This is a genomic window from Priestia sp. JSM ZJ58 (assembly GCF_044383985.1).
Lineage (GTDB): Bacteria > Bacillota > Bacilli > Bacillales > Bacillaceae_H > Priestia > Priestia zanthoxyli.
This window is the reverse complement of the sequence record NZ_JBISEM010000003.1, coordinates 134,067-158,567: the sequence shown is the minus strand read 5'-3', so window position 1 is coordinate 158,567 and position 24,501 is coordinate 134,067. Positions and strand designations below refer to the sequence as shown.

The following is a 24,501-nucleotide window of genomic DNA, read 5'->3' as shown; positions in this document are numbered from 1 at the left end:
AGGTTGATAGGTCAGAGGTGGAAGCGTGGCGACATGTGTAGCTGACTGATACTAATCGATCGAGGACTTAACCAAACTTTTAAAAGCGTAAGCTTTACTCAGCAAACAGTTATCTAGTTTTGAGAGAACAATCTCTTGTCTGGTGGCGATAGCGAAGAGGTCACACCCGTTCCCATACCGAACACGGAAGTTAAGCTCTTTAGCGCCAATGGTAGTTGGGACTTTGTCCCTGTGAGAGTAGGACGTTGCCAGGCCAATAAAAAGACTAGTCATTCAATGACTAGTCTTTTTTGTTTCTAAAAATTACAGCATGAATTTAACTTTTAAATTATGTTACACTATAGTGGATTCATTTAATTTTTGTTATAAAAGCTCTTTTTGACGCTGTAAGAAACTTTTTTCGAACTGGAGGCTGCATTTTGGGTAAGAAATCAAAAAAAGTACTGTATGAATTACAAGAAAATGAAACAATCGCAAGTTGTTTAGATCGGATGAAAAAAGATGGGTATATGCCTGTTCGACGAATGGAAAAGCCTATTTTTGAAGAAAAAGAAATAAATGGTAAAAAGGACTATGTTCCGGTAAAGCAACAGATTGTTTTCGAAGGGAAAAGTCTCTAAATACGAACATTTTAATGATAAAAATAGTAAACATTCGATTTTTAGGTTGACTTTTTTCTAGTTTGGCTGTTATTATTAAGTTGTCAATTGAGATATCCGAAACCTCATATAATAGTGGGAATATGGCCCACGAGTCTCTACCCGATGACCGTAAATCATTGGACTATGAGGAGAGTACAATTACTAAATAGGTAAACATGATTCCTTTTCAAAAGGAATGTTGATACATGAAACCTAGGGTAGTTGTGGCTTTCCTTTAGTGAGCCATAACTTACCCTAGGTTTTTTTATAACGTGAAAAAGGAGCTTTTATTCATGAATGTAAAAGTTGCTGTTGTAATGGGCAGTCAGTCAGACTGGAGCACTATGAAATATGCGTGTGACATTTTAGATGAATTAAATATTCAATATGAAAAGAAAGTTGTATCAGCACATCGAACGCCGGATTATATGTTTGAATATGCTGAAACAGCGAAAGAACGAGGGATTAAAGTTATTATTGCTGGCGCTGGGGGTGCTGCGCACTTACCTGGTATGATTGCCGCAAAAACAATTTTACCTGTAATAGGAGTACCCGTTAAATCAAGTAACTTAAACGGTTTAGATTCACTTTTATCGATTGTTCAAATGCCAGGCGGCGTACCGGTAGCTACAGTAGCTATTGGGAAAGCTGGTTCTACGAACGCTGGCCTGCTAGCAGCACAAATCTTAGCAACACAGGATCCAACGTTAAGTGATCAACTTGAAAATCGTAGAGAGTCTATTAAATCATCTGTGTTAGAAAGTAGTGATCAACTTGTCTAATTTACTTATACCTCCTGGTAAAACAATTGGAATCGTAGGCGGTGGACAGCTAGGAAGAATGATTGCACTATCTGCTAAAGAAATGGGTTATTACATTGCAGTGCTTGAACCAACAGAAGATTCTCCTTGCGGTCAAGTAGCAGATATTAAAGTCATTGGCAACTATGATGATAGAAAAGCGGTTGAACAGCTTGCTGAAGTGTCAGATGTCATCACCTATGAATTTGAAAACGTTGATGTTGAGATGATGAAATGGCTAGAAACAAAATGCTACGTGCCACAAGGCAGTCATTTACTAGCCGTTACACAAAATCGTCGTTTAGAAAAAGAAATGATTACAAAGCTTAATCTAGACGTTCCTGATTACGCAATCGTTACGACTGAAGAAGAACTTTTAAAAGCTGTCGAAACAATTGGTTATCCATGTGTCGTAAAAACTTGCCGAGGCGGATATGACGGTAAAGGGCAAGTTCTAGTGAAAAATGAGAATAATATTCGTGAAGCAGCTGAGCTATTAGCACAGTCGGAATGCATTGTAGAACAGTGGATGAACTTAGATAAAGAAGTATCAGTTATTGTACACCGAAATGCAAAAGGCGAAACGGTATGTTTACCAGTAGCTGAGAACATTCATAAGCATCATATTTTGCACCAAACGATTGTTCCGGCACGTATTACAGCAGATCAAGAAGCGAAAGCTCTTCAATATGCGCAAGAAATAGCAAAAGGATTAGATTTAGTTGGTACATTAGCAGTTGAGATGTTCCTAACTGAAGAAGGTCAGCTTTATATAAATGAAATGGCACCTAGACCTCATAACTCAGGTCATTATTCAATCAATGCTTGTGATCTTTCTCAATTTCAGCAGCATGTAAGAGCCATTTGTAACTGGACCCTAGCACAGCCGACTTTATTAAAACCTGCTGTGATGGTTAACCTATTAGGGGAACATATTGAGAACACAATGGCAAAAATCGAATGTTTAGATGATATGCACTTACATTTGTACGGAAAAAAAGTTGCAAAAGAGAAGAGAAAAATGGGACATATCACGGTATTAGCTGATAAGATAGATGAGGCGATAGAAAAAGCCGAATCTCTAGGAATTTGGGAAAGAACGGAGGAAGTAACAACATGATTGAACGTTATACAAGACCAGAAATGGCAGCTATTTGGACAGAAGAAAATAAATTTAAAGCTTGGTTAGAAGTTGAAATTCTAGCTTGCGAAGCATGGTCAGAATTAGGACATATTCCGAAAGAAGATGTGAAGTTAATTCGTCAAAATGCATCTTTTGATATTAACCGCATCAATGAAATTGAACTAGAAACGCGTCATGACGTAGTAGCTTTCACTCGTGCAGTATCTGAAACGCTTGGTGAAGAGCGCAAGTGGGTACACTACGGTTTGACTTCAACTGACGTAGTTGATACAGCTCTATCTTATTTATTAAAGCAAGCTAATGAAATCTTGCTAAGTGACGTAGAGCGCTTTGTAGAAGTACTAAAGGAAAAAGCTCAAGAACATAAATATACGGTTATGATGGGACGTACGCACGGTGTACACGCTGAGCCAACGACATTTGGTTTGAAAATGGGATTATGGTATGAAGAAATGAAGCGTAACCTAGAGCGTTTAAAACGTGCTGCAGCTGAAGTGGAATTCGGTAAAATGTCAGGAGCAGTTGGAACGTTCGCTAACATCGATCCTTTCGTTGAAAAATACGTATGTGAGAAGTTAGGAATTTCACCAGCACCAATCTCTACGCAAACATTACAGCGTGACCGTCATGCACACTATATGTCAGTACTAGCGTTAATTGCGACATCTATTGAGAAATTTGCAGTAGAAGTTCGCGGTCTTCAAAAAAGTGAAACACGTGAGGTTGAAGAATATTTTGCAAAAGGTCAAAAAGGCTCATCTGCAATGCCTCATAAACGTAATCCAATCGGTTCTGAGAACGTAACGGGACTTGCTCGCTTAATTCGCGGCTATATGGTTACAGCTTATGATAATGTACCGCTTTGGCATGAGCGTGACATCTCTCATTCATCGGCAGAGCGTGTCATCTTACCTGATGCAACGATTGCTTTGAATTACATGTTAAATCGTTTTGCAAATATTGTTAAAAACTTAACAGTATTCCCTGACAACATGAAGCGCAACATGGATCGTACACTAGGGCTAATTTACTCACAGCGTGTACTTTTAACATTAATTAACAAAGGTATGGTACGTGAAGAAGCATACGACTTAGTACAGCCAAAAGCAATGGAAGCATGGGAAACGCAAGTTCCTTTCCGTTCTTTAATTGAAGGCGAAGAGCGCATTACTCGCCACTTATCGCCAGAAGAGATTGAAGATTGCTTCGATCATAAGCACCATTTAAAAAATGTAGATATGATTTTTGAACGTTTAGGTCTTTAATAAAAAAGGCAAGGCACGTCCTTGCCTTTATCTAAGAAAGTGTATCTGAATATTCTGTATGTAGAGGTGACAGCATGGAAAAGCAACAGTTACTTTATGAAGGAAAAGCGAAAAAAATTTACGCTACTGATGAGCAAGATTTACTGTGGGTTGCTTATAAAAATGAAGCTACAGCATTCAACGGTCAGAAAAAAGCAGAGATTAGCGGAAAAGCACAGCTGAACAATCAAATTAGTAGTTTACTATTTTCAATGTTACATGAGCAAGGGATTACAACTCACTTTGTGAAGCAGCTTTCAGATCATGAACAGGCGGTTAAGAAAGTAGAAATTGTTCCGCTTGAAGTCGTTGTACGAAATGCTACAGCAGGAAGCCTTGCGAAGCGAATTGGCGTAGAAGAAGGTATTCGTTTTGAACAGCCAATCGTTGAACTTTACTACAAAGATGATGCGCTTGGTGATCCATTAATTCTTGCAGAACATGCGATTTTCCTTAAGGCTGCAACTCAAGAAGAGATTGATAGTTTAAAGGCACAAGCACTTCAAATCAACGAAGTATTATCGAAATTTTTCAAAGATAAAGACATTTTCTTAGTGGATTTTAAATTAGAATTCGGCCGTACTTCTCAAGGCGACATTATTTTAGCGGATGAAATTTCACCTGACACTTGCCGCTTCTGGGATGTTCATACGAACGAAAAATTAGATAAAGATGTATTCCGCAGAGACTTAGGCGGTTTAACAGAAGCATACGAAAAAATCTTACAGCGAATCGGAGGATAACCCAACCATGTATAAAGTAAAAGTATTTGTCACATTAAGAGAAAGTGTATTAGACCCTCAAGGAGTAGCCGTTAAAAATTCATTGCACCGTATGTCTTATGAAGAAGTTCAAGAAGTACGCATCGGTAAATTTTTAGAGCTAACAATCGACAGCACAGATTCATTAGATGAACGCGTAAAAGAAATGTGTGAAAAGCTTTTAGTTAATACAGTAATTGAAGATTACCGTTACGAGGTTGAGGAGGTTGTCGTACAGTGAAATTTGCTGTAATTGTTTTTCCAGGATCAAACTGTGACGTAGATATGTATCATGCTATCAAAGATGAGCTTGGTGAAGAAGTAGATTACGTTTGGCACGATACAGAATCATTAGATCAATATGATGGTATCTTGCTTCCAGGTGGTTTCTCATATGGAGATTACCTTCGTTCAGGTGCTATCGCTCGCTTCTCAAATGTAATGGATGCTGTAAAAAAAGCAGCAAGCCAAGGAAAGCCAGTACTAGGTGTATGTAATGGATTCCAAATTTTATTAGAAGCAGGATTACTGCCAGGTGCTATGCGCCGTAATGAAAACTTAAAATTCATCTGTAAAACAGTGAATTTGAAAGTAGCTAATAACGAAACAATGTTTACAAATGCTTATGGCAAAGATGAAGTAATTGCTATTCCAGTGGCACACGGTGAAGGCAACTACTATTGTGATGAACATACGTTACAAAAATTGATTGAAAACAACCAGATTCTTTTCCAATACGCAGGTGATAATCCAAACGGAAGTCTTCAAGATATTGCAGGGATTACGAACGAAACAGGCAACGTATTAGGAATGATGCCTCACCCAGAAAGAGCGGTAAGCGATCTTTTAGGAAGCGCGGACGGACTTAAATTATTTCAATCAATCGTAAAGCAGTGGAGGGAACAAAATGTCGTTACTTCTTGAACCAAATGTAGAGCAAATTAAAGAACAAAAGTTATATCGAGATATGGGATTAACAGACGAAGAGTTTGCGAATGTAGAGCAACTGCTTGGTCGTACTCCTAACTATACAGAAACAGGCTTATTCTCTGTTATGTGGTCAGAGCACTGTAGCTATAAAAACTCTAAGCCTGTACTGAAAAAATTCCCTATCACGGGTGAAAAAGTATTACAAGGTCCTGGTGAAGGAGCTGGTATCGTTGATATTGGTGATAACCAAGCCGTTGTATTTAAAATCGAAAGTCATAACCATCCATCAGCGATTGAACCTTATCAAGGAGCAGCAACTGGTGTAGGTGGCATCATTCGTGACGTCTTTTCAATGGGAGCAAGACCGATTGCACTTTTAAACTCTTTACGTTTTGGTGAATTAACATCTCCAAAGGTTCGTCATTTGTTTGAGGAAGTAGTAGCGGGAATCGCAGGTTACGGTAACTGTGTAGGAATCCCAACAGTAGGTGGAGAAATTCAGTTTGAAGCTTCATATGAAGGAAATCCGCTTGTTAACGCTATGTGTGTTGGTTTAATTAACCACGAAGATATTCAAAAAGGTCAAGCTAAAGGCGTTGGCAACACGGTTATGTACGTAGGAGCAAAAACGGGACGCGACGGTATCCACGGCGCTACATTTGCTTCTGAAGAGCTATCTGATCAGTCAGATGAAAAACGTCCTGCTGTACAAGTAGGAGATCCATTTATGGAAAAACTTCTTCTTGAAGCTTGCTTAGAGCTTATCAAGTGTGACGCTTTAGTAGGTATTCAAGATATGGGTGCTGCGGGCTTAACAAGTTCTTCGGCAGAGATGGCAAGTAAAGCAGGTTCTGGTATTGAAATGAACCTTGATCTTGTACCTCAGCGTGAAACGGGTATGACACCATATGAAATGATGCTTTCAGAATCTCAAGAGCGCATGCTCATCGTTGTTGAAAAAGGCCGTGAAAATGAAATCGTCGAAATCGTTGAAAAATACGGATTAGAAGCTGTTTCAGTCGGACACGTAACCGACGATAAGCGCCTTCGTTTAACTCATAACGGAGAAGTAGTAGCAGATGTTCCTGTAGATGCATTAGCAGAAGATGCACCGGTATACCACAAACCATCTCAAGAACCAGCATACTATCGTGAGTTCCAAGAGCAGTCAGCATACGCTCCTACTGTTGAAAATCACAGTGATATGTTAGTAACGCTTTTAAAACAGCCTACGATTGCAAACAAAGAGTGGGTTTACAACCAATATGACTACCAAGTACGTACAAATACAGTTGTATCTCCTGGATCTGACGCGGCGGTTGTTCGTGTACGTGATACAAATAAAGCATTAGCGATGACAACAGACTGTAACTCTCGCTATTTATACCTAGACCCGGAAGTAGGCGGCCGTATCGCAGTGGCAGAAGCTGCTCGTAACCTTGTATGTTCAGGTGCACAGCCTCTTGCGATTACAGACTGCTTAAACTTCGGTAACCCTGAAAAGCCAGAAATCTTCTGGCAAATTGAAAAAGCAACAGACGGTATGAGCGACGCTTGCCGTGAGCTATCGACTCCGGTTATCGGCGGTAACGTATCTCTGTACAATGAGACAAAAGGTGAAGCAATTTACCCAACTCCTGTTATTGGAATGGTTGGTCTAATCGACGATATCAACCATATTACAACTCAATATGCGAAGCAAAAAGATGACTTAATCTATGTTATTGGTAAAGCTGAAGCAGAATTCGCAGGTACTGAGCTTCAAAAAGTACTAGAAAACGGTACGGTATTCGGCCAGTCACCTAAATTAGATTTAGCGGTTGAAAAAACACGTCAAGATCAGCTTCTTCAAGCAATTCGTGAAGGTGCAGTTCAATCTGCTCACGATATTGCAGAAGGAGGATTCGCGGTAGCCCTAGCTGAAAAAGTGATGAACGGCAGCGGGTTAGGCGTAAACGTAACGGTAGACGGTGAAGCAACAGCAGAGCTATTCAGTGAAACACAATCACGCTTTGTTGTAACGGTTTCACCAGAGAATAAAGAAAAATTCGAAATGCTTGTACAAGATGCAACATTAGTAGGACGCGTAACAGAAGACGCAACATTAACTGTTAAACATCAAGAAAATGTTCTTGTTCAATTATCAGTTGAAGAATTAACTACTGCTTGGAAAGGAGCGCTTCCATGCTTGCTGAAATCAAAGGCTTAAACGAAGAATGTGGCGTATTCGGTGTATGGGGACATGAAAATGCAAGCCAGATTGCTTATTACGGTTTGCATAGCTTGCAACACCGCGGACAAGAAGGCGCTGGTATTGCTGTAACAGACGGAGAAAAAGTGACAGTAATGAAAGGCGTCGGTCTTGTTAACGAAGTATTTGGCCACGGAGAGTTAGAGCAACTAAACGGTAAAGCAGCAATTGGACACGTTCGTTATGCAACAGCTGGAGGCGGAGGGTTTGAAAATGTTCAACCCCTTCACTTCCGCTCTCATAGCGGAAGCCTTGCGTTAGCTCATAATGGAAACTTGGTTAATGCAAATGCATTAAAGCATCAGCTGGAAAACCAAGGGAGTATTTTCCAATCAACATCTGATACAGAAGTACTTGCTCATTTAATTAAACGAAGCGGCTATGAAGATATGAAAGATAAAGTGAAAAATGCTTTATCCATGGTTAAAGGCGCATACGCATTCGTTATTTTAACGGAAGATACGATGATGGTTGCACTTGATCCTCACGGACTGCGTCCATTATCAATTGGACGATTAGGTGATGCCTATGTAGTAGCTTCTGAAACATGTGCGTTTGATATTGTTGGAGCGGTTCATGAGCGTGATGTAGAGCCTGGTGAGTTACTTATTATTAATGATGAAGGTATTCAATCAGAGCGATTCACACTAAACGTAAACCGTGCTATTTGCAGTATGGAATATATTTATTTCTCAAGACCAGATAGTAATATTGATGGAATCAATGTTCACTCTGCTCGTAAAAACCTTGGGAAACAACTTGCAGTTGAGTCACCGATTGAAGCAGACGTTGTAACAGGCGTTCCGGATTCAAGTATTTCAGCAGCGATTGGTTTTGCAGAACAGTCAGGGATTCCATACGAATTAGGTTTAATTAAGAATCGATACGTAGGCCGTACATTCATTCAGCCTTCACAAGAATTGCGTGAACAAGGTGTAAAAATGAAGCTGTCTCCTGTACGTAAAATTGTAGAGGGTAAACGTGTTGTCATGGTAGATGATTCTATCGTTCGCGGCACAACAAGCCGTCGCATTGTTCGTATGCTTCGAGAAGCAGGAGCAACTGAAGTACATGTACGCATCAGTTCACCTCCTATTAAAAATCCATGTTTTTATGGAATTGACACGTCGTCATCCTCTGAGCTAATTGCTGCTACGCGCTCTGTTGAAGAAATTCGTGAATTGATTGAAGCTGATTCACTTGTTTTCTTAAGCAACGAAGGTTTAGTAGACGCAATCGGCAGACAGTATGAAGGCAACGGCGGACAGTGTATGGCATGTTTTACTGGAAAGTATCCAACTGAAATTTATCCAGATACTGTACACCCTCATGAAAAGGTAACTTGTTAGTTTTAACGTAAAAAAGGAGTGACAACATGTCATATTCATATAAACAAGCTGGAGTTGACTTAGAAGCAGGATATGAAGCTGTTTCACGTATTAAAAAGCACGTAGAACGAACTGCTCGTGCAGGTATTATGGGAACAGTCGGCGGCTTTGGCGGAATGTTCGATTTATCTACATTGAATTTAAAAGAGCCTGTTCTTGTTTCTGGTACAGATGGAGTAGGAACAAAATTGAAACTTGCTTTTCAAATGGATAAGCATGACACAATCGGTGTGGATGCAGTGGCCATGTGTGTAAACGACGTTTTAGCACAAGGAGCAGAGCCTCTCTACTTCTTAGATTATATTGCTTGCGGGAAAGCAGTTCCTGAAAAAATTGAATCGATTGTAAAAGGAATTGCAGACGGCTGTGAACAGTCTAACTGTGCGTTAATTGGCGGAGAAACAGCTGAAATGCCAGGTTTATACGAAGAAGATGAATATGATCTTGCAGGGTTTACAGTAGGAGCGGTAGAAAAGTCAGAAATTATTACTGGAGATGAGATTAAAGCTGGACAGCTGTTGATCGGTATTTCATCTAGCGGTATTCACAGCAACGGCTACTCTCTTGTACGTAAAATTGTTGATGATCAAGGATTAAATCTTCACGAAACTTACGCTGGTTTTAATGAAAAGCTCGGAGTTGAGTTATTAACACCAACAAAAATATACGTGAAGCCGGTTTTAAAAGCATTACATGCAGCTAAGATTGCAGGTATGGCTCATATTACTGGAGGCGGATTTGTTGAAAATATCCCTCGTATGCTTCCTGAAGGTTTAGGTGTAGAAATCGATTACGGTTCTTGGCCAATTCCATACGTGTTTGATTTCCTTGAAGAGCAAGGCAAGCTAGACCGTAAAGAAATGTTCGAAGTATTCAATATGGGAATCGGATTTGTTTTAGCTGTTGAACCTGAAGATATGAATAAAGTCATTGAAGCAATTGAAAACGAAGGCGAAAAAGCATTTGTTATCGGACGTGTCAAAGAAGGAACAGGTGTTGAATTTGCTGGAGGGACGTTTGCATGATAAATATTGCAGTGTTTGCTTCTGGAAACGGCAGTAATTTTCAATCCATCTACGAAGCGACTCAGTCAGGTCGATTAAAAGCAAATATCGCGCTTGTTGTTTGCAATAAACCCGATGCATACGTAATTGAACGAGCAAAAGCATGTGGAATACCATGCTTTGTTTGTTCGCCTAAAAACTATGAAAATAAAGAAGCGTATGAAGCAGCAATTCTTGCAGAGCTTACATCAGCTAAAGTAGAATTTCTTGTTTTAGCAGGATATATGCGATTAGTTGGTTCGACGTTGCTTAAGCCATACAAAAATCGTATTGTTAATATTCACCCTTCGCTGTTACCTGCATTTCCTGGGATTGATGCTATTGGTCAAGCTTTTGATGCAGGAGTAAAAGTGATTGGAATTACCGTGCATTTTGTAGATGAAGGCATGGATACAGGACCAATTATTGACCAGCAGGCTATTCGCATTGAAAAAGGCGATACAAGAGAAACAGTTGAGGCCCGTATTCATGAAATTGAACATCAATTTTATCCCGCGGTACTGAATGAATTATTTGAACAAGCCGCAGTTAAATAAATAGGATGTAACCTTGTCAAAAAAGTTTTAATCCTTTACTATGGTAGAGTAGTAGTGGAAGAAAGATTTTAAATGAGAGATCGGATCAGGAGGAGTTTACAAAATGACAGCAAAACGCGCGCTTATTAGCGTATCTGATAAAGAAGGTATTGTTTCATTTGCACAAGAATTAAAGGACTTAGGAGTAGAAATTATTTCAACTGGCGGTACAAAGCGTACCCTAGAAGAAAATGGCATTGACGTTATCGGAATTTCTGAAGTAACTGGTTTCCCAGAAATTTTAGACGGCCGTTTAAAAACATTGCATCCTAACGTTCACGGTGCTTTATTAGCGTTACGCGATAATGAAGAGCATCAAGCTCAAATGAAAGAGCATAATATCTCGCCAATCGACTTTGTAGTTGTAAACTTATACCCATTTAAAAAGACAATTGAAAAAGAGGATGTAACGCTTGCTGAAGCGATTGAGAATATTGACATCGGTGGACCTACAATGCTTCGTTCAGCTGCGAAAAACTATCGTTCTGTCTCAGTTGTAGTAGATCCAAGCGATTACGCAACCGTAGTAGAAGAGTTAAAAGCAGATGGCAATGTTTCATTTGAAACCAACCAACGATTAGCAGCAAAAGTATTCCGTCATACGGCAGCTTATGATGCATTAATCGCTGAATACTTAACAAACATTACAGGTGAAACAACTCCTGAGAAATTAACAGTAACGTATGAGCGCGTTCAAGGCTTACGATACGGAGAAAACCCTCACCAACAAGCTTCTTTTTATAAAAAGCCGTTAACACAAAAAGGCTCTATTGCAACAGCTACGCAGCTGCATGGAAAAGAGTTATCATACAATAATATCAACGATGCAAACGCAGCTCTTCAAATCGTAAAAGAATTCAAAGAGCCGGCTATCGTAGCGATCAAACATATGAATCCTTGCGGTGTAGGTGTGGGTGAAACAATTGCTCAAGCTTATCAAAAAGCATATGAAGCGGATCCTACATCTATCTTTGGCGGCATCGTAGCAGCTAACCGTCCTATCGACCGTGAAACGGCTATTCAGTTAAAAGAAATTTTCTTAGAAATTATCATTGCTCCTGCATTCGATCAAGAAGCATTAGATGTATTAACAGCTAAGAAAAACCTTCGTTTACTAACGATAGAGCTTGATGAAAAAGCAGAAAAAGAAGCTTTCTTAACGTCTGTAAAAGGCGGCGTGCTTGTTCAGGATGAAGACGTATTCGGATTTGATGATGCAACGATTACTGTTCCAACGAAACGCGAGCCAACAGAAAAAGAGTGGGCAGATTTAAAATTAGCATGGAAAGTTGTTAAAAATGTTAAGTCTAATGCTATTGTACTTGCAAAAGATGACATGACAATTGGCGTAGGTGCTGGTCAAATGAATCGCGTGGGCGCTGCAAAAATTGCAATTGAACAAGCTGGTGAAAAAGCACAAGGTTCAGCTTTAGGTTCAGATGCTTTCTTCCCAATGGGCGATACAGTAGAAGCAGCAGCTAAAGCAGGAATCACAGCTATTATTCAGCCAGGCGGATCAATTCGTGATGAAGAGTCAATTGCAAAAGCAGATGAATACGGCATTGCAATGGTATTTACAGGCGTAAGACATTTTAAACATTAATGAGGTGAAGAACGTGAATGTTTTAGTTATTGGAAAAGGCGGAAGAGAGCATACAATTGCATGGAAAGCTTCAAAAAGTCCACTTGTTAACGAAGTGTTTGTAGCACCAGGAAACCCAGGCATGAGAGATGTGGCAACGATTGTACCAATCGATGAAAGCAGCCAAGAAGAGCTTGTGCAGTTTGCAAAAGAAAATAAGATTGGATTAACAATTGTTGGACCAGAAAATCCGCTAATTGAAGGCATTGTTGATCGATTCGAACAAGAAGGTCTTCCGGTCTTTGGACCGCGCAAACAAGCAGCGATGATTGAAGGAAGCAAAAGCTTTGCAAAAGAGCTCATGAAAAAGTATGATATACCAACCGCAGCGTATGAAACATTTACGTCTTACGAGGAAGCAAAAGCATATGTGGAAAAGCAAGGCGCTCCAATTGTTATTAAAGCAGACGGCTTAGCAGCTGGTAAAGGTGTAACTGTTGCTTTAACAGTAGAAGAAGCTGTAGATACATTACGTGATTTTCTAGTTGACCAAAAATTTAAAGAAGCAAGTGCCAAAGTAGTTGTAGAAGAATTTTTGGATGGTGAAGAATTTTCATTAATGGCATTCGTACGCGGGACAAATGTGTATCCAATGGTAATTGCACAAGATCATAAGCGTGCTTTTGACGGCGATCAAGGTCCGAACACAGGAGGCATGGGAGCTTACTCTCCTGTTCCGCAAATTAGTGATGCAGAAGTACAAGAGGCTGTAGAAAACATCTTACTTCCAATGGCTAAAGGATTAGCTGAAGAAGGCTGTGAGTATACGGGAATTCTATATGCTGGTCTGATTCAAACACAAAAAGGACCAAAAGTGATTGAATTTAATGCGCGTTTTGGAGATCCTGAAACACAGGTTGTACTGCCCCGTATGAAAAGCGATTTAGTCGATGTGCTTCTTCGCATTTTGAAAGAAGAAAAAGTAGAAATTGAATGGGATAACGAAGCAGCTATTGGAATTGTATTAGCAGCAGCGGGTTACCCAGAAGATTATCAAAAGGGTGCGCCAATTAACGGATTGGATGCGATCAGTGAAGACGCGCTTGTTTTCCACGCTGGTACGGCTTTAGAAAACGACACATACGTTTCGAACGGCGGCCGCGTTCTATTAGTAGGTGCCAAAGGAGCAACTCTTCAAGAAGCGCAGCAAGAAGTATACAAACAAATGGCTCATATCGATGTAGAAAAAGGCTTTTTCTATCGCAAAGACATCGGCCATCGTGCATTAGCAAAAGCAGCTTTAAAATAAAAAAGGAGAGCTCCGGCTCTCCTTTTTACCTTATGAAGGATTATACGTTTCTTCGTTTCCATTTGGATGGTGTTCATGTTCATCGTGTTTTTGACACGAATCATATGCGTACGTAAGGGGGCAAAAACGCGTGATGCCTTCTGCAACTTTTAAAGCGCCCATTAACCCTAAGAAGATGTATGAATCTTTGTACGGTCTGCGAGATAAACGAGATGTTGTCCAAGAAAGAAGGGTAAAGCCCAGTGTAAGTCGAATTAATGCGTTAACAATACCGATATTTGGTTTCATGTTTTATCACCTTTATTCATAAAATTAATAACAGTTTCTGAATGCGTTTACATCACGGATGTGTTACGATAAAAATACATAGTAAATTAGGGGGAATTTAGCATGCCGGAACAGAGATACCGCTGGAAAAGCAAACATATTAGACAGCAGCTTTTAGTATTAAACGGTCAAAAAGCACCAACTATTGTCTTAAAAGATGCAACATATTTGAACGCTCGAATGAAGCAGTGGAAAAAAGCACATATTTGGGTTTACCAAGATCGTATTGTATACGTTGGCTCAGAGATGCCTAAGCACACAGACGCTTCTACAGAGATTATAGACTGCAGTGAGAAATATGTGGTTCCTGGGTATATTGAGCCGCATGTTCACCCGTTTCAGTTATATAATCCCCAGACTTTTTCCCAATATGCAGCCAAGCATGGAACAACCACTTTATTTAATGATAATTTAATTCTCGCTTTACAGCTTGAACAAAAAACGGCATTTTCATTGATTGAAGAAATGAAAACGTTACCACAGTCACTGTATTGGTGGTGCAGATTTGATTCGCAGACAGAAATTGATGAAGAGGCTGATATCTTCTCACATACAAACATTACTTCTTGGCTACAAAATGAAGCTGTCTTACAAGGAGGCGAACTGACAAGTTGGCCGAAGCTTTTAGACGGAGATGATTTAATGCTTCACTGGGTTCAAGAGACAAAGCGGATGAGGAAGCATATTGAAGGACATTTCCCGGGGGCGTCAGCATTTACCTTAGCAAAAATGAAATTGCTCGGGGCAGACAGCGATCATGAGTCTATGACAGGGGAAGATGTTGTTGCTCGGTTAACGCAAGGCTATGACGTTGCTTTGCGCCACTCTTCCATTCGGCCAGATTTGCCAAAACTGCTGCAGGAGTTAAAAGAGCTGCAGGTAGATTATTTTGACCATATTACCATGAATACAGACGGTTCTCCGCCTTCTTTTTACCAAAACGGCGTGTCAGATATGTTAATTACATTAGCTATTTCAGAAGGAGTTCCTGTGTTAGATGCTTATAATATGGTGTCTGTAAATATTGCCCGCTATTACAACATGGAACATTTGCATGGGCATGTAGCAACAGGCTGTGTGGCTAATATTAATATTTTAGAAGATCCTATGCGGCCTACTCCGGTATCTGTGCTAGCAAAAGGAAAGTGGATGAAAAAAGAAGGCAAAGAACAAGCATTAGCCTCGGTGGAATTTCCTTGGGAAAAGTTTGGTTTTTCACCGTTAAAGTTAGACTTTGATTTAACGATGGACGATTTTCAATTTTCAATGCCAGTAGGCGTCAAAATGAAAAATGCTGTTATTATGGAGCCGTATTCAATTTACTTAAATGTGAGCGGAGATGTATTAGCCTCTGATCATGATGAAAGCTTTTTAGTGCTGGTGGACCGAGAAGGCAAGTGGCGCATCAATACGCTGTTAAAAGGATTTGCGACAAATGTATCGGGAATGGCGAGTTCGTTTTCAAATACAGGTGATTTTATTTTAATTGGAAAGTCGAAAAAAGATATGATGTGTGCATTCAAACGTATGAAAGAAATTGGCGGCGGTATTGTTATTACAGAAGGTGAGAAAGTAGTATATGAACTGGATCTTCCGTTAAAAGGAGTCATGTCGAATCTGCCGATGGAAGAGTTAAGTAAACGAGAGGTGGAACTCAAGAAAGTGCTGGGTGAGCGAGGATACAAACACGATGATCCTGTCTATTCACTGCTGTTCTTTTCGTCTACACATTTGCCTTATATTCGTATCACGCCAGTAGGAATTTATGACGTTATGAATAAAAAAGTACTTTTTCCGTCTATAATGCGTTAAAATATAAAAGTATCAAAGGAATTTGAAATTTGTATGAAATTGGCTGTCTTCATACAGAATGAATGTATGTGCAAATAAATATAGAAACTGTATTTTATAGATAGAAACAACTAGTAAAGAAAGCCAATGATAAAGGAGTTCGATACGATGCAAATCAACAAACTACGAGGAAAAGAATTAGATCAGCTATTTCAAGCGATTTTATCATTAGAAAACATTGAAGAATGCTATCAATTTTTTGATGACCTATGTACAGTTAATGAAATTCAATCATTAGCACAGCGCTTAGAAGTAGCAAGAATGCTAAGAGAAGGCAACACGTACCATAAAATTGAGACGGAAACTGGAGCAAGCACAGCGACTATTTCCCGTGTTAAACGCTGCTTGAATTATGGAAGCGATGCGTATCAAATGGTGTTAGAACGCCTTCAAGAAGATTCAAATCAAAAGTAAAGCGTATGGCTGAAGCAGCCATACGCTTATTTTTTTAATTAAAATTGAGTTGCTTCTTCAATGATATTTTTCAGGTCGCTAATTGCTACACGTTTTTGTTCCATTGTGTCGCGGTTACGAATTGTTACTTGATTGTCTTCTAATGAATCGAAGTCGAATGTAATACAGAAAGGCGTACCGATTTCATCATGGCGACGGTAACGTTTACCGATTGAACCAGCATCATCGTAGTCAATCATAAAGTGTTTTGCTAAATCTTCAAAGACAGCGCGCGCTTCGTTAGAAAGCTTTTTAGAAAGTGGCAATACAGCAGCTTTAAATGGTGCTAAAGCAGGGTGAAGCTGCATTACTGTACGAGATGAGCCGTCTTCTAACGTTTCTTCTTCATATGCATCAATCATATAAGCCAATGTTACACGGTCAGCACCTAAAGAAGGCTCGATGCAGTAAGGTACATAGCGTTCGTTTGTTTCTTGATCAACGTATTGGAAGTCTTCTCCAGAGTGTTCCATATGCTGCTTTAAGTCATAGTCTGTACGAGAAGCTACGCCCCATAGTTCGCCCCAGCCGAATGGGAATTTGTATTCAAAGTCTGTTGTTGCATTACTGTAGTGAGAAAGTTCATCATCATCATGGTCGCGAAGACGAACGTTTTCTTCTTTCATGCCAAGAGAAAGAAGCCATTTGTTACATGTTTCTTTCCAGTAGTTAAACCATTCTAATTCAGTGCCTGGTTTACAGAAGAATTCAAGCTCCATTTGTTCAAATTCACGTGTACGGAATGTGAAGTTACCAGGTGTAATTTCGTTACGGAAGCTTTTACCCACTTGGCCGATACCGAATGGAAGCTTTTTACGCATTGAGCGCTGAACGTTTTTAAAGTTTACGAAAATACCTTGAGCTGTTTCAGGACGAAGGTAAATTTCATTTGTTGATGTTTCAGTTACACCTTGGTGCGTTTTGAACATTAAGTTAAATTGACGAATTTCAGTGAAGTTAGCTGAACCACACTCAGGACATGTAATTTCATGTTCTTTAATTAAGTCAGCCATTGCATCAAATGAAAGGCCGTCTACGATCATTTCAATGCCTTTTTCTTGAAGCTTTTCTTCAATTAATTTATCAGCACGGTGACGAGCTTTACAATCCTTACAGTCGATCATTGGGTCATTAAAGTTTCCTAAGTGACCAGAAGCTTCCCATGTTTTTGGATTCATTAAAATCGCAGCGTCTAAACCAACGTTGTATGGAGATTCTTGAATGAATTTTTTCCACCATGCTTTTTTAATATTGTTTTTTAATTCTACGCCAAGCGGGCCGTAATCCCATGTATTTGCAAGACCGCCGTAAATTTCAGAACCTTGAAATACAAAGCCGCGATGTTTGGCGTGAGATACGATTTGATCCATTGTTTTTGACATTCTAATTCCTCCTGTAAATGGTAGTAATTCAAGCGAAACAAAAAGAGCGGGTACAAAAAAACTCTCGTCCCTGGGCATATCAACAATATGCCCAGGGACGAGAGTTTTTCCCGCGGTTCCACCCTGGTTGATACAAAATGTATCCACCTTCGTCTGTATATACTCCAGATTGCCTTTTCCTTAAACCATTCTCTAGGCTCCCACCGTCCCTAGTTCGCTTTGTGAAGAGGATTTAAGTACTATTGATCCTTCAGCGTATATCATATGAATTTTAGTAGCTATATATTAGCATATCCTATGCAGAGAAACAATAACCTTGTGCAAAATGGGCTTTTTTTGTGATGTTTTCTTCCGGAATTTGAGGATAAAACCATATCTTTTATCCATATTTTTTGAAAACAAAAAACGTGATGAAAAGTTAGGTTTTCCTTTCATTTCACCCTCTTAGTTTTGTTATAATGAACAAATGGACGAGCGCGAACTTTTAAGTGTAAAGAAATGGAGGAACCTATATGTATGATATTAAAGAGTGGAGACATGTCTTTAAATTAGATCCTAATAAAGAAATTTCAGATGCAGATTTAGAAAAAATTTGCGAATCCGGCACGGATGCGGTTCTTGTTGGAGGATCAGACGGAGTAACTTTAGACAATGTGCTGCAGCTGCTAATGCGTATTCGCCGCTACACGGTGCCGTGTGCGCTAGAAGTATCAACCATTGACTCTGTAACGCCTGGTTTTGATTCTTATTTCATTCCGACCGTTTTGAACAGCAAGGATCCAAAGTGGATTGTTGACTTACATCATGCGGCGATGAAGGAATACGGTGAAATCATGGACTGGGATGAAATTTTTGTAGAAGGATACTGCGTACTTAACCCCGAAGCAAAAGTAGCTGCGCTAACGGAAGCGAAAACCGATTTGGATGCAGAAGATGTTGTAGCGTATGCTCGCATGGCTGAACGCATGTTTCATTTGCCCGTTTTCTATCTAGAATACAGTGGAACATATGGAGACCCTGCATTAGTGGCAGAAGTGAAAAATTCGCTAAATGAGACGAAGTTATTTTACGGCGGCGGTATTGAGACAAAAGAGCAAGCAAGTGAGATGGGAGAGCTAGCTGATACAGTTATTGTAGGAAATGTTATTTATACAAATTTATCGGGAGCATTAAAAACGGTAAAAGCGGTAAAAAAGAATATTGCACAGTGAAAAATAAATAAAGTAGAATAGAGAATATATGTTCGATACAGGCGGTGAAAACGTGAATTTTTTAAGTGAAAAATTATTAACAGGATTAAACCCTCAGCAGCAAGAGGCAGTTAAAACAACAGACGGACCATTATTACTTATGGCCGGTGCAGGAAGTGGGAAAACACGCGTATTAACGCATCGAATTGCGTTTTTAATGGCGGAAAAAGAAGTTGCACCTTGGAATATTTTAGCTATTACCTTCACAAACAAAGCAGCTCGTGAAATGAGAGAGCGTGTGGCAAGTATCGTTGGCGGAGTGGCAGAAGATATCTGGATTTCAACGTTCCACTCGATGTGCGTACGTATTTTACGAAGAGATATTGATCGTATTGGCTTTAATCGCAACTTTACGATTTTAGATTCAACGGATCAGCTGTCCGTTATTAAAAACATTTTAAAAGATCAAAACATCGACCCAAAAAAATTCGATCCGCGCTCGCTATTAGGAAGCATTAGTTCAGCTAAAAATGAACTGAAAGTAGCGGAAGAATTTGATAAAACAGCAGCAGGACCATATGAAGAAGTTGTAAGTAAAGTCTATAAAGAGTATGAAAAGCGTTTAAAGAAAAACCAAGCGCTCGATTTTGATGATTTGATTATGACAACGATTCAGTTATTTAAACGAGTTCCTGAAGTGTTAACGTACTATCAGCGCAAGTTTCAATATATTCATGTGGACGAGTATCAAGATACAAACCATGCACAATATATGCTGGTTCGCTTGCTAGCCGCACGATTTGAAAATGTATGCGTAGTAGGGGATTCAGATCAGTCTATTTACCGCTGGCGCGGGGCTGATATTACAAATATCTTGTCATTTGAAAAAGATTACCCAAAAGCCAAAACCATTTTGCTTGAACAAAATTATCGTTCAACGAAAACGATTTTGGCTGCGGCAAACGGCGTCATTGCAAACAATATGAATCGTAAAGTGAAAAACTTATGGACGGAAAACGATGAAGGCCAGAAGATTTATCATTACCAAGCAATGAGTGAGCATGATGAGGCACAGTTTGTAGCACGTAAAATCAAAGAAGCAGTAGACAGCGGCAAACGTAAATATAGCGATTTTGCCATTTTGTATCGTACAAATGCACAGTCGCGTGTAATGGAGGAAGTACTGCTAAAATCCAATATTAACTATACGATTGTCGGCGGGATTAAGTTCTACGACCGCAAAGAGATTAAAGATTTGCTTGCGTACTTACGCTTAATTGCCAACCAAGATGATGACATTAGCTTAGCTCGTATTGTGAACGTTCCAAAACGCGGAGTTGGAGCTACTTCAGTCGATAAAGTAGCCAATTACGGAAACGTTCATGACATTTCTATTTTCAAAGCGCTTGATGAAGTAGAATTGATGGGGTTAACGGGTAAAGCAACAAAGGCACTTCGTGATTTCCAATCCATGATTTCAAACTTAGCTCAAATGCAAGACTATATGTCTGTAACAGAGCTTGTGGAACAAGTATTAGAAAGAACAGGGTACCGTGAAGCGCTTAAAGTAGAAAAAACAATTGAAGCACAAAGTCGCTTAGAGAATATTGATGAGTTTTTATCTGTTACAAAAACGTTTGAAGAAGCAAGTGAAGATAAGAGCTTAGTAGCATTTTTAACCGATTTAGCGCTTGTTGCTGATATCGATAAGCTTGACGACGAGGAAGAAGAAGAGAACGAACAAGTGATTCTGATGACGCTTCACTCAGCAAAAGGTCTAGAGTTCCCGGTTGTTTTCCTAATGGGTATGGAAGAAGGCGTATTCCCTCATAGCCGATCGTTATTCGAAGATAATGAAATGGAAGAAGAACGACGCTTAGCCTACGTAGGGATTACACGTGCTGAACAAGAATTGTATTTATTAAATGCTCAAATGCGTACACTATTTGGTAAAACAAACGTCAATCCAAAATCGCGCTTCATTGGAGAAATCCCAAGCGAGCTTGTGGAATCTTTAAATGAAACGATGCGCAAGCCTGCTGCTGGTCGTTCAGGGGCTTCAGCTTCGCCGTTTGCAGCGCGCCGACAAGCGGCCGTGGCAAAAACGAAGCTTGTATCAACGGGCAGTGAATCGATTGGATGGAGCGTTGGAGATAAGGCCGAGCATAAAAAATGGGGAATTGGTACAGTTGTAAGTGTAAAAGGAGAAGGAGACTCAAAAGAATTAGACATTGCTTTTCCTAGTCCTACAGGTGTAAAAAGACTGCTTGCTAAATTTGCCCCGGTTACGAAAGTGTAATCGTGAAAAGGAGCTAGAATATGGAGTTTGAGACAGCAAAATCACGCGTTCAAGAATTACGTGACTTATTAAATCAATATGGTTATGAATATTATGTGTTAGATCAGCCATCTGTTCCAGATGCAGAATACGATAAATTAATGAATGAGTTAATTGAAATAGAAGAATCGTTTCCAGAATTAAAAACAGCTGACTCACCTACTCAGCGCATCGGCGGCCAAGTGCTCGATGCGTTTGAGAAGGTTCAGCATCAAACGTCTATGCTAAGTTTAGGAAATGCATTTAATGAAGAAGACCTTCGAGATTTTGATCGCCGAGTGCGCCAAGCCGTTGAAGACGAGTTTTCTTATGTATGCGAACTTAAAATTGACGGCCTTGCTGTATCTCTTCGCTATGAAGATGGATACTTAGTGCTGGGTGCTACGCGCGGAGATGGTACGACTGGTGAAAATATTACTGAAAACTTAAAAACAATTCGCTCGATTCCACTGCGAATTAAAGAACCGTTATCAATGGAAGTTCGCGGAGAAGCATTTATGCCGAGGAAATCATTCGAAGCACTTAATGAAGCAAAAATGGAAAGAGATGAAGTTCCGTTTGCTAACCCCCGTAACGCAGCTGCTGGCTCACTGCGTCAGCTAGATCCTAAAATTGCGGCAAAACGTAATTTAGATATCTTTGTCTATGCCATGACTGATACAGGAGAATTAGAAATCGACTCTCACAGCGAAAGTTTGAATTTACTCGATGATCTTGGCTTTAAAACAAATAAAGAAAGACAGACGTGTGAAACCATTGATGATGTGATTGCTTATATCGAAAGCTGGCAAACGAAACGTCCAGAACTATCTTATGATATTGATGGCATTGTTGTAAAAGTAGATTCATTTGATCAGCAGGCTGAGCTTGGAACAACGGCCAAGAGTCCACGCTGGGCTATTGCTTATAAGTTTCCTGCTGAAGAAGTTGTAACCAAGCTTGTAAATATTGAGCTGACGGTAGGCCGGACAGGTGTCATTACGCCAACAGCTATTTTGGAGCCGGTTCAAGTAGCAGGTACGACGGTACAGCGTGCGTCTCTTCACAATGAAGATTTGATTCGTGAAAAGGACATTCGCATCGGAGATTATGTCGTGGTGAAAAAAGCAGGAGATATTATTCCTGAAGTAGTGAATGTGATTGAAGAGAAGCGAACGGGAGAAGAGCAAGAGTTTACGATGCCTACTCACTGCCCTGAATGTGAAAGTGAACTGGTACGTTTAGAAGGAGAAGTTGCGCTTCGCTGCATTAATCCAAGCTGTCCTGCTCAAATTCGTGAAGGACTTATTCATTTCGTGTCCCGCAATGCGATGAACATTGATGGACTTGGTGAAAAAGTTATATCACAATTATTTCGTGAACAGTTAATTAAAGATGTAGCAGATATTTATACGCTGACAAAACAGCAGTTAATCGAGCTTGAGCGCATGGGTGAGAAATCTGCGGATAATTTGATTGCGGCCATCGAAGCTTCTAAAGAAAATTCACTTGAGCGTTTGCTTTTTGGTTTGGGCATTCGCCACGTTGGAGCAAAAGCTGCAAAGACGTTAGCTCAGCACTTTGAAACCATAGACAAGTTAACAAAAGCAACGTATGATGAATTAGTGGCAATTAATGAAATTGGTGCCAAAATGGCTGATGCTATTGTCGCTTACTTTACACAAGAAGAGGTTCAAGAACTTATACATGAATTAAAAGAGTATGGAGTAAACCTTACATACAAAGGACCCAAGCTTGTAAGTGTAGAAAATGTAGATTCTGTTTTTGCTGGTAAAACCGTTGTATTAACAGGTAAGCTTGAACAGCTATCTCGCAATGAGGCAAAAGCACAAATTGAAGCACTTGGCGGTAAAGTCACAGGAAGCGTAAGTAAAAAGACAGACCTTGTTGTGGCAGGGGAAGAGGCTGGTTCCAAACTGACAAAAGCTAACGAGCTTGAAATTGAAGTATGGGATGAAGCAAGGCTACTTACGGAATTAAATAAATAAGAGGTGTGTGTAGTTGAAAAAGATATTGTTACTTTCTCTTGCGGTCATGCTTGTAACTTCAGCGTGTGCACCGAACCTTTCGGACGATAAAGAGACTGTTCAACAAACCAACAACAAGAAAGAAAAAGCAGTTATTCCGAAGTATAGTATTTCAGACGATTATTACCGAACAATTCTTCCATTTAAAGCGGGAGTGGCAAGAGGCTTAGTAGCAGCAAACTTAAATAACCGCTTGGATGCGCAAGAATTTGAAACAGGCTTAATGCGCTTATCGACAGATAGCTATTCTCCGAAAAAATATGTGTATCAAGAAGGCCAGTACCTTGATAAAGATACTATTCGCTCATGGTTAAGCCGTAAGCTGAGTGATAAACAGTTTAAAGATCTTCAAAGCAAAACAAAAGATGATACGGCGAAAAAGAAGCTTAAAAACAATGGGTTAAACCCAATTGATACAGAAACAGGCGATTTGAAAACTCGTAACGAAACAAGTCCAATGTACTTAGCGAACATTACTGAACAAGACTACCTTATTCAAGACGGAGACGACAAGGTAAAACTTGGAGGCGTCACAATCGGCTTAGCGATGAATTCTGTTCATTATTATACAGAAGAAAATGGTTATGCACGTGAAGTGAAGCTTACAAATAAAGAGATTGAAGCGCAAGGAAAGCAAATGGCAGATGAAATTGTTAAGCGTATGCGCAACATCAAAGGCTTAGAAAATGTGCCAGTTCGAGTAGCATTATTCAAACAAAGTGCTAAGTCCTCTTTAACACCGGGTAACTTTATAGCTGTCGGAAATGCAGGTTCAAATGATACGGCCGTTGGCAGCTGGGATAATTTAGACGAGCAATATTATTTATTCCCATCATCAGATGCAACAAAAGATCACCGAGATGATGCGATGAAGTTTGATGAGTTTAAAGCGCAAATCGAAGACTACTTCCCAAACTTTACAAGCGTAGTAGGGAAAGGGTATTACAAAGATGGACAGCTTCAAAAAATGACGATTGATATTCCCGTACAATTTTATGGAAAAGGTGAAATTGTAGGATTTACTCAGTACGTTGCTGGTTTAATGCTTGATCATTTCCCTTCATATATGGAAACGAGTATCTCTATTAACTCAGTAAGCGGACCGGAAGCTCTCATTGTTAGAAAAGCAGATGAAGACAAGCCGTTCGTTCATATTTACGAAGAGTAAGCAAAAAAAGACACTG

Annotated in this window: 21 protein-coding genes, 1 rRNA gene and 1 riboswitch; of the genes, 20 read left to right on the top strand and 2 right to left on the bottom strand. The window is 39.7% G+C overall.

The window, feature by feature from the left end; genetic code table 11:
• The first annotated feature begins 138 nt into the window (after positions 1 to 138).
• From rrf to purD, 14 genes are all read left to right on the top strand, one after another.
• A 5S ribosomal RNA gene (gene rrf / locus ACH6EI_RS23995) occupies positions 139 to 254 on the top strand.
• A 165-nt stretch (positions 255 to 419) separates the two neighbouring features.
• Entirely contained in the window at positions 420 to 620 is a 201-nt protein-coding gene (locus ACH6EI_RS23990; protein ID WP_016762769.1) for an NETI motif-containing protein, read from the top strand.
• Positions 621 to 704: 84 nt separating this feature from the next.
• Positions 705 to 806, top strand: a riboswitch (purine riboswitch).
• A gap of 128 nt (positions 807 to 934) precedes the next feature.
• Entirely contained in the window at positions 935 to 1,423 is a 489-nt protein-coding gene (purE, locus tag ACH6EI_RS23985; RefSeq protein ID WP_028412533.1) for a 5-(carboxyamino)imidazole ribonucleotide mutase, read from the top strand.
• Positions 1,416 to 2,561, top strand: a complete 1,146-nt coding sequence (gene purK, locus ACH6EI_RS23980) for a 5-(carboxyamino)imidazole ribonucleotide synthase (RefSeq protein ID WP_013081438.1) — start codon at positions 1,416 to 1,418, stop codon at positions 2,559 to 2,561. The genes purE and purK overlap by 8 nt, the downstream gene beginning before the upstream one ends.
• On the top strand, positions 2,558 to 3,850 hold the full coding sequence (purB, locus tag ACH6EI_RS23975; protein ID WP_013055036.1) for an adenylosuccinate lyase: 1,293 nt from the start codon (positions 2,558 to 2,560) through the stop codon (positions 3,848 to 3,850). The genes purK and purB overlap by 4 nt, the downstream gene beginning before the upstream one ends.
• Positions 3,851 to 3,924: 74 nt before the next feature.
• Positions 3,925 to 4,632, top strand: a complete 708-nt coding sequence (purC, locus tag ACH6EI_RS23970) for a phosphoribosylaminoimidazolesuccinocarboxamide synthase (RefSeq protein ID WP_099330574.1) — start codon at positions 3,925 to 3,927, stop codon at positions 4,630 to 4,632.
• Between the two features lie 7 nt (positions 4,633 to 4,639).
• Positions 4,640 to 4,891 (top strand): phosphoribosylformylglycinamidine synthase subunit PurS, encoded by a 252-nt coding sequence (gene purS / locus ACH6EI_RS23965; protein ID WP_014461938.1) that lies wholly within the window; start codon positions 4,640 to 4,642, stop codon positions 4,889 to 4,891.
• Positions 4,888 to 5,574 carry a phosphoribosylformylglycinamidine synthase subunit PurQ gene (gene purQ / locus ACH6EI_RS23960; RefSeq protein ID WP_013055039.1) on the top strand — a complete coding sequence of 229 codons (687 nt, stop codon included), beginning with the start codon at positions 4,888 to 4,890 and terminating at the stop codon, positions 5,572 to 5,574. The genes purS and purQ overlap by 4 nt, the downstream gene beginning before the upstream one ends.
• Complete coding sequence (purL, locus tag ACH6EI_RS23955) at positions 5,558 to 7,789, top strand: phosphoribosylformylglycinamidine synthase subunit PurL (protein WP_028412530.1); 2,232 nt, start codon at positions 5,558 to 5,560, stop codon at positions 7,787 to 7,789. The genes purQ and purL overlap by 17 nt, the downstream gene beginning before the upstream one ends.
• Complete coding sequence (purF, locus tag ACH6EI_RS23950; protein ID WP_013055041.1) at positions 7,765 to 9,180, top strand: amidophosphoribosyltransferase; 1,416 nt, start codon at positions 7,765 to 7,767, stop codon at positions 9,178 to 9,180. Before purL ends, purF begins: the two co-directional genes overlap by 25 nt.
• 26 nt (positions 9,181 to 9,206) lie before the next feature.
• The gene (gene purM, locus ACH6EI_RS23945) at positions 9,207 to 10,244 is read left to right on the top strand and encodes a phosphoribosylformylglycinamidine cyclo-ligase (protein ID WP_028412529.1); all 1,038 of its coding nucleotides are present in this window, start codon (positions 9,207 to 9,209) and stop codon (positions 10,242 to 10,244) included.
• On the top strand, positions 10,241 to 10,819 hold the full coding sequence (gene purN / locus ACH6EI_RS23940) for a phosphoribosylglycinamide formyltransferase (protein WP_014461934.1): 579 nt from the start codon (positions 10,241 to 10,243) through the stop codon (positions 10,817 to 10,819). Before purM ends, purN begins: the two co-directional genes overlap by 4 nt.
• Positions 10,820 to 10,922: 103 nt before the next feature.
• Entirely contained in the window at positions 10,923 to 12,461 is a 1,539-nt protein-coding gene (gene purH, locus ACH6EI_RS23935) for a bifunctional phosphoribosylaminoimidazolecarboxamide formyltransferase/IMP cyclohydrolase (protein WP_025752921.1), read from the top strand.
• Positions 12,462 to 12,474: 13 nt separating this feature from the next.
• Positions 12,475 to 13,749: a phosphoribosylamine--glycine ligase gene (gene purD / locus ACH6EI_RS23930; protein WP_033580832.1), complete on the top strand. Its 1,275-nt coding sequence runs from the start codon at positions 12,475 to 12,477 to the stop codon at positions 13,747 to 13,749.
• A 30-nt stretch (positions 13,750 to 13,779) separates the two neighbouring features.
• Here the strand turns inward: purD and ACH6EI_RS23925 are convergent, their stop codons facing one another.
• On the bottom strand, positions 13,780 to 14,037 hold the full coding sequence (locus ACH6EI_RS23925; protein ID WP_016762773.1) for a YgaP family membrane protein: 258 nt from the start codon (positions 14,035 to 14,037) through the stop codon (positions 13,780 to 13,782).
• 102 nt (positions 14,038 to 14,139) lie between these two features.
• Between ACH6EI_RS23925 and ACH6EI_RS23920 the strand changes: the two genes are divergently transcribed.
• Both ACH6EI_RS23920 and ACH6EI_RS23915 read left to right on the top strand, forming a co-directional pair.
• Entirely contained in the window at positions 14,140 to 15,888 is a 1,749-nt protein-coding gene (locus tag ACH6EI_RS23920) for an adenine deaminase C-terminal domain-containing protein (RefSeq protein WP_099330575.1), read from the top strand.
• Between the two features lie 147 nt (positions 15,889 to 16,035).
• On the top strand, positions 16,036 to 16,341 hold the full coding sequence (locus ACH6EI_RS23915; RefSeq protein WP_013055048.1) for a YerC/YecD family TrpR-related protein: 306 nt from the start codon (positions 16,036 to 16,038) through the stop codon (positions 16,339 to 16,341).
• 38 nt (positions 16,342 to 16,379) lie between these two features.
• Here the strand turns inward: ACH6EI_RS23915 and ACH6EI_RS23910 are convergent, their stop codons facing one another.
• Positions 16,380 to 17,762: a glycine--tRNA ligase gene (locus ACH6EI_RS23910; RefSeq protein WP_028412526.1), complete on the bottom strand. Its 1,383-nt coding sequence runs from the start codon at positions 17,760 to 17,762 to the stop codon at positions 16,380 to 16,382.
• A gap of 512 nt (positions 17,763 to 18,274) precedes the next feature.
• Here ACH6EI_RS23910 and pcrB point away from each other — a divergent pair.
• From pcrB to ACH6EI_RS23890, 4 genes are read left to right on the top strand one after another with little or no spacing between them, the layout of a single operon-like run.
• The gene (gene pcrB / locus ACH6EI_RS23905; RefSeq protein WP_099330576.1) at positions 18,275 to 18,973 is read left to right on the top strand and encodes a heptaprenylglyceryl phosphate synthase; all 699 of its coding nucleotides are present in this window, start codon (positions 18,275 to 18,277) and stop codon (positions 18,971 to 18,973) included.
• Between the two features lie 52 nt (positions 18,974 to 19,025).
• Positions 19,026 to 21,251, top strand: a complete 2,226-nt coding sequence (gene pcrA, locus ACH6EI_RS23900; protein WP_028412524.1) for a DNA helicase PcrA — start codon at positions 19,026 to 19,028, stop codon at positions 21,249 to 21,251.
• A 20-nt stretch (positions 21,252 to 21,271) separates the two neighbouring features.
• Positions 21,272 to 23,278, top strand: coding sequence for an NAD-dependent DNA ligase LigA (gene ligA, locus ACH6EI_RS23895; RefSeq protein WP_028412523.1), 2,007 nt, complete (start codon positions 21,272 to 21,274; stop codon positions 23,276 to 23,278).
• A 13-nt stretch (positions 23,279 to 23,291) separates the two neighbouring features.
• The gene (locus ACH6EI_RS23890; protein WP_098999440.1) at positions 23,292 to 24,485 is read left to right on the top strand and encodes a CamS family sex pheromone protein; all 1,194 of its coding nucleotides are present in this window, start codon (positions 23,292 to 23,294) and stop codon (positions 24,483 to 24,485) included.
• Positions 24,486 to 24,501: the final 16 nt, after the last annotated feature.

Excerpts from the sequence above, each read along its gene's own strand:
- purM (WP_028412529.1), top strand. The coding sequence starts at position 9,207 with ATGTCATATTCATATAAACAAGCTGGAGTTGACTTAGAAGCAGGATAT.
- ACH6EI_RS23910 (WP_028412526.1), bottom strand. The coding sequence starts at position 17,762 with ATGTCAAAAACAATGGATCAAATCGTATCTCACGCCAAACATCGCGGC.
- ACH6EI_RS23925 (WP_016762773.1), bottom strand. The coding sequence starts at position 14,037 with ATGAAACCAAATATCGGTATTGTTAACGCATTAATTCGACTTACACTG.
- ligA (WP_028412523.1), top strand. The coding sequence starts at position 21,272 with ATGGAGTTTGAGACAGCAAAATCACGCGTTCAAGAATTACGTGACTTA.
- ACH6EI_RS23920 (WP_099330575.1), top strand. The coding sequence starts at position 14,140 with ATGCCGGAACAGAGATACCGCTGGAAAAGCAAACATATTAGACAGCAG.
- purF (WP_013055041.1), top strand. The coding sequence starts at position 7,765 with ATGCTTGCTGAAATCAAAGGCTTAAACGAAGAATGTGGCGTATTCGGT.
- purL (WP_028412530.1), top strand. The coding sequence starts at position 5,558 with ATGTCGTTACTTCTTGAACCAAATGTAGAGCAAATTAAAGAACAAAAG.
- ACH6EI_RS23915 (WP_013055048.1), top strand. The coding sequence starts at position 16,036 with ATGCAAATCAACAAACTACGAGGAAAAGAATTAGATCAGCTATTTCAA.
- purH (WP_025752921.1), top strand. The coding sequence starts at position 10,923 with ATGACAGCAAAACGCGCGCTTATTAGCGTATCTGATAAAGAAGGTATT.
- pcrB (WP_099330576.1), top strand. The coding sequence starts at position 18,275 with ATGTATGATATTAAAGAGTGGAGACATGTCTTTAAATTAGATCCTAAT.
- purB (WP_013055036.1), top strand. The coding sequence starts at position 2,558 with ATGATTGAACGTTATACAAGACCAGAAATGGCAGCTATTTGGACAGAA.
- purS (WP_014461938.1), top strand. The coding sequence starts at position 4,640 with ATGTATAAAGTAAAAGTATTTGTCACATTAAGAGAAAGTGTATTAGAC.
- purE (WP_028412533.1), top strand. The coding sequence starts at position 935 with ATGAATGTAAAAGTTGCTGTTGTAATGGGCAGTCAGTCAGACTGGAGC.
- purN (WP_014461934.1), top strand. The coding sequence starts at position 10,241 with ATGATAAATATTGCAGTGTTTGCTTCTGGAAACGGCAGTAATTTTCAA.
- purC (WP_099330574.1), top strand. The coding sequence starts at position 3,925 with ATGGAAAAGCAACAGTTACTTTATGAAGGAAAAGCGAAAAAAATTTAC.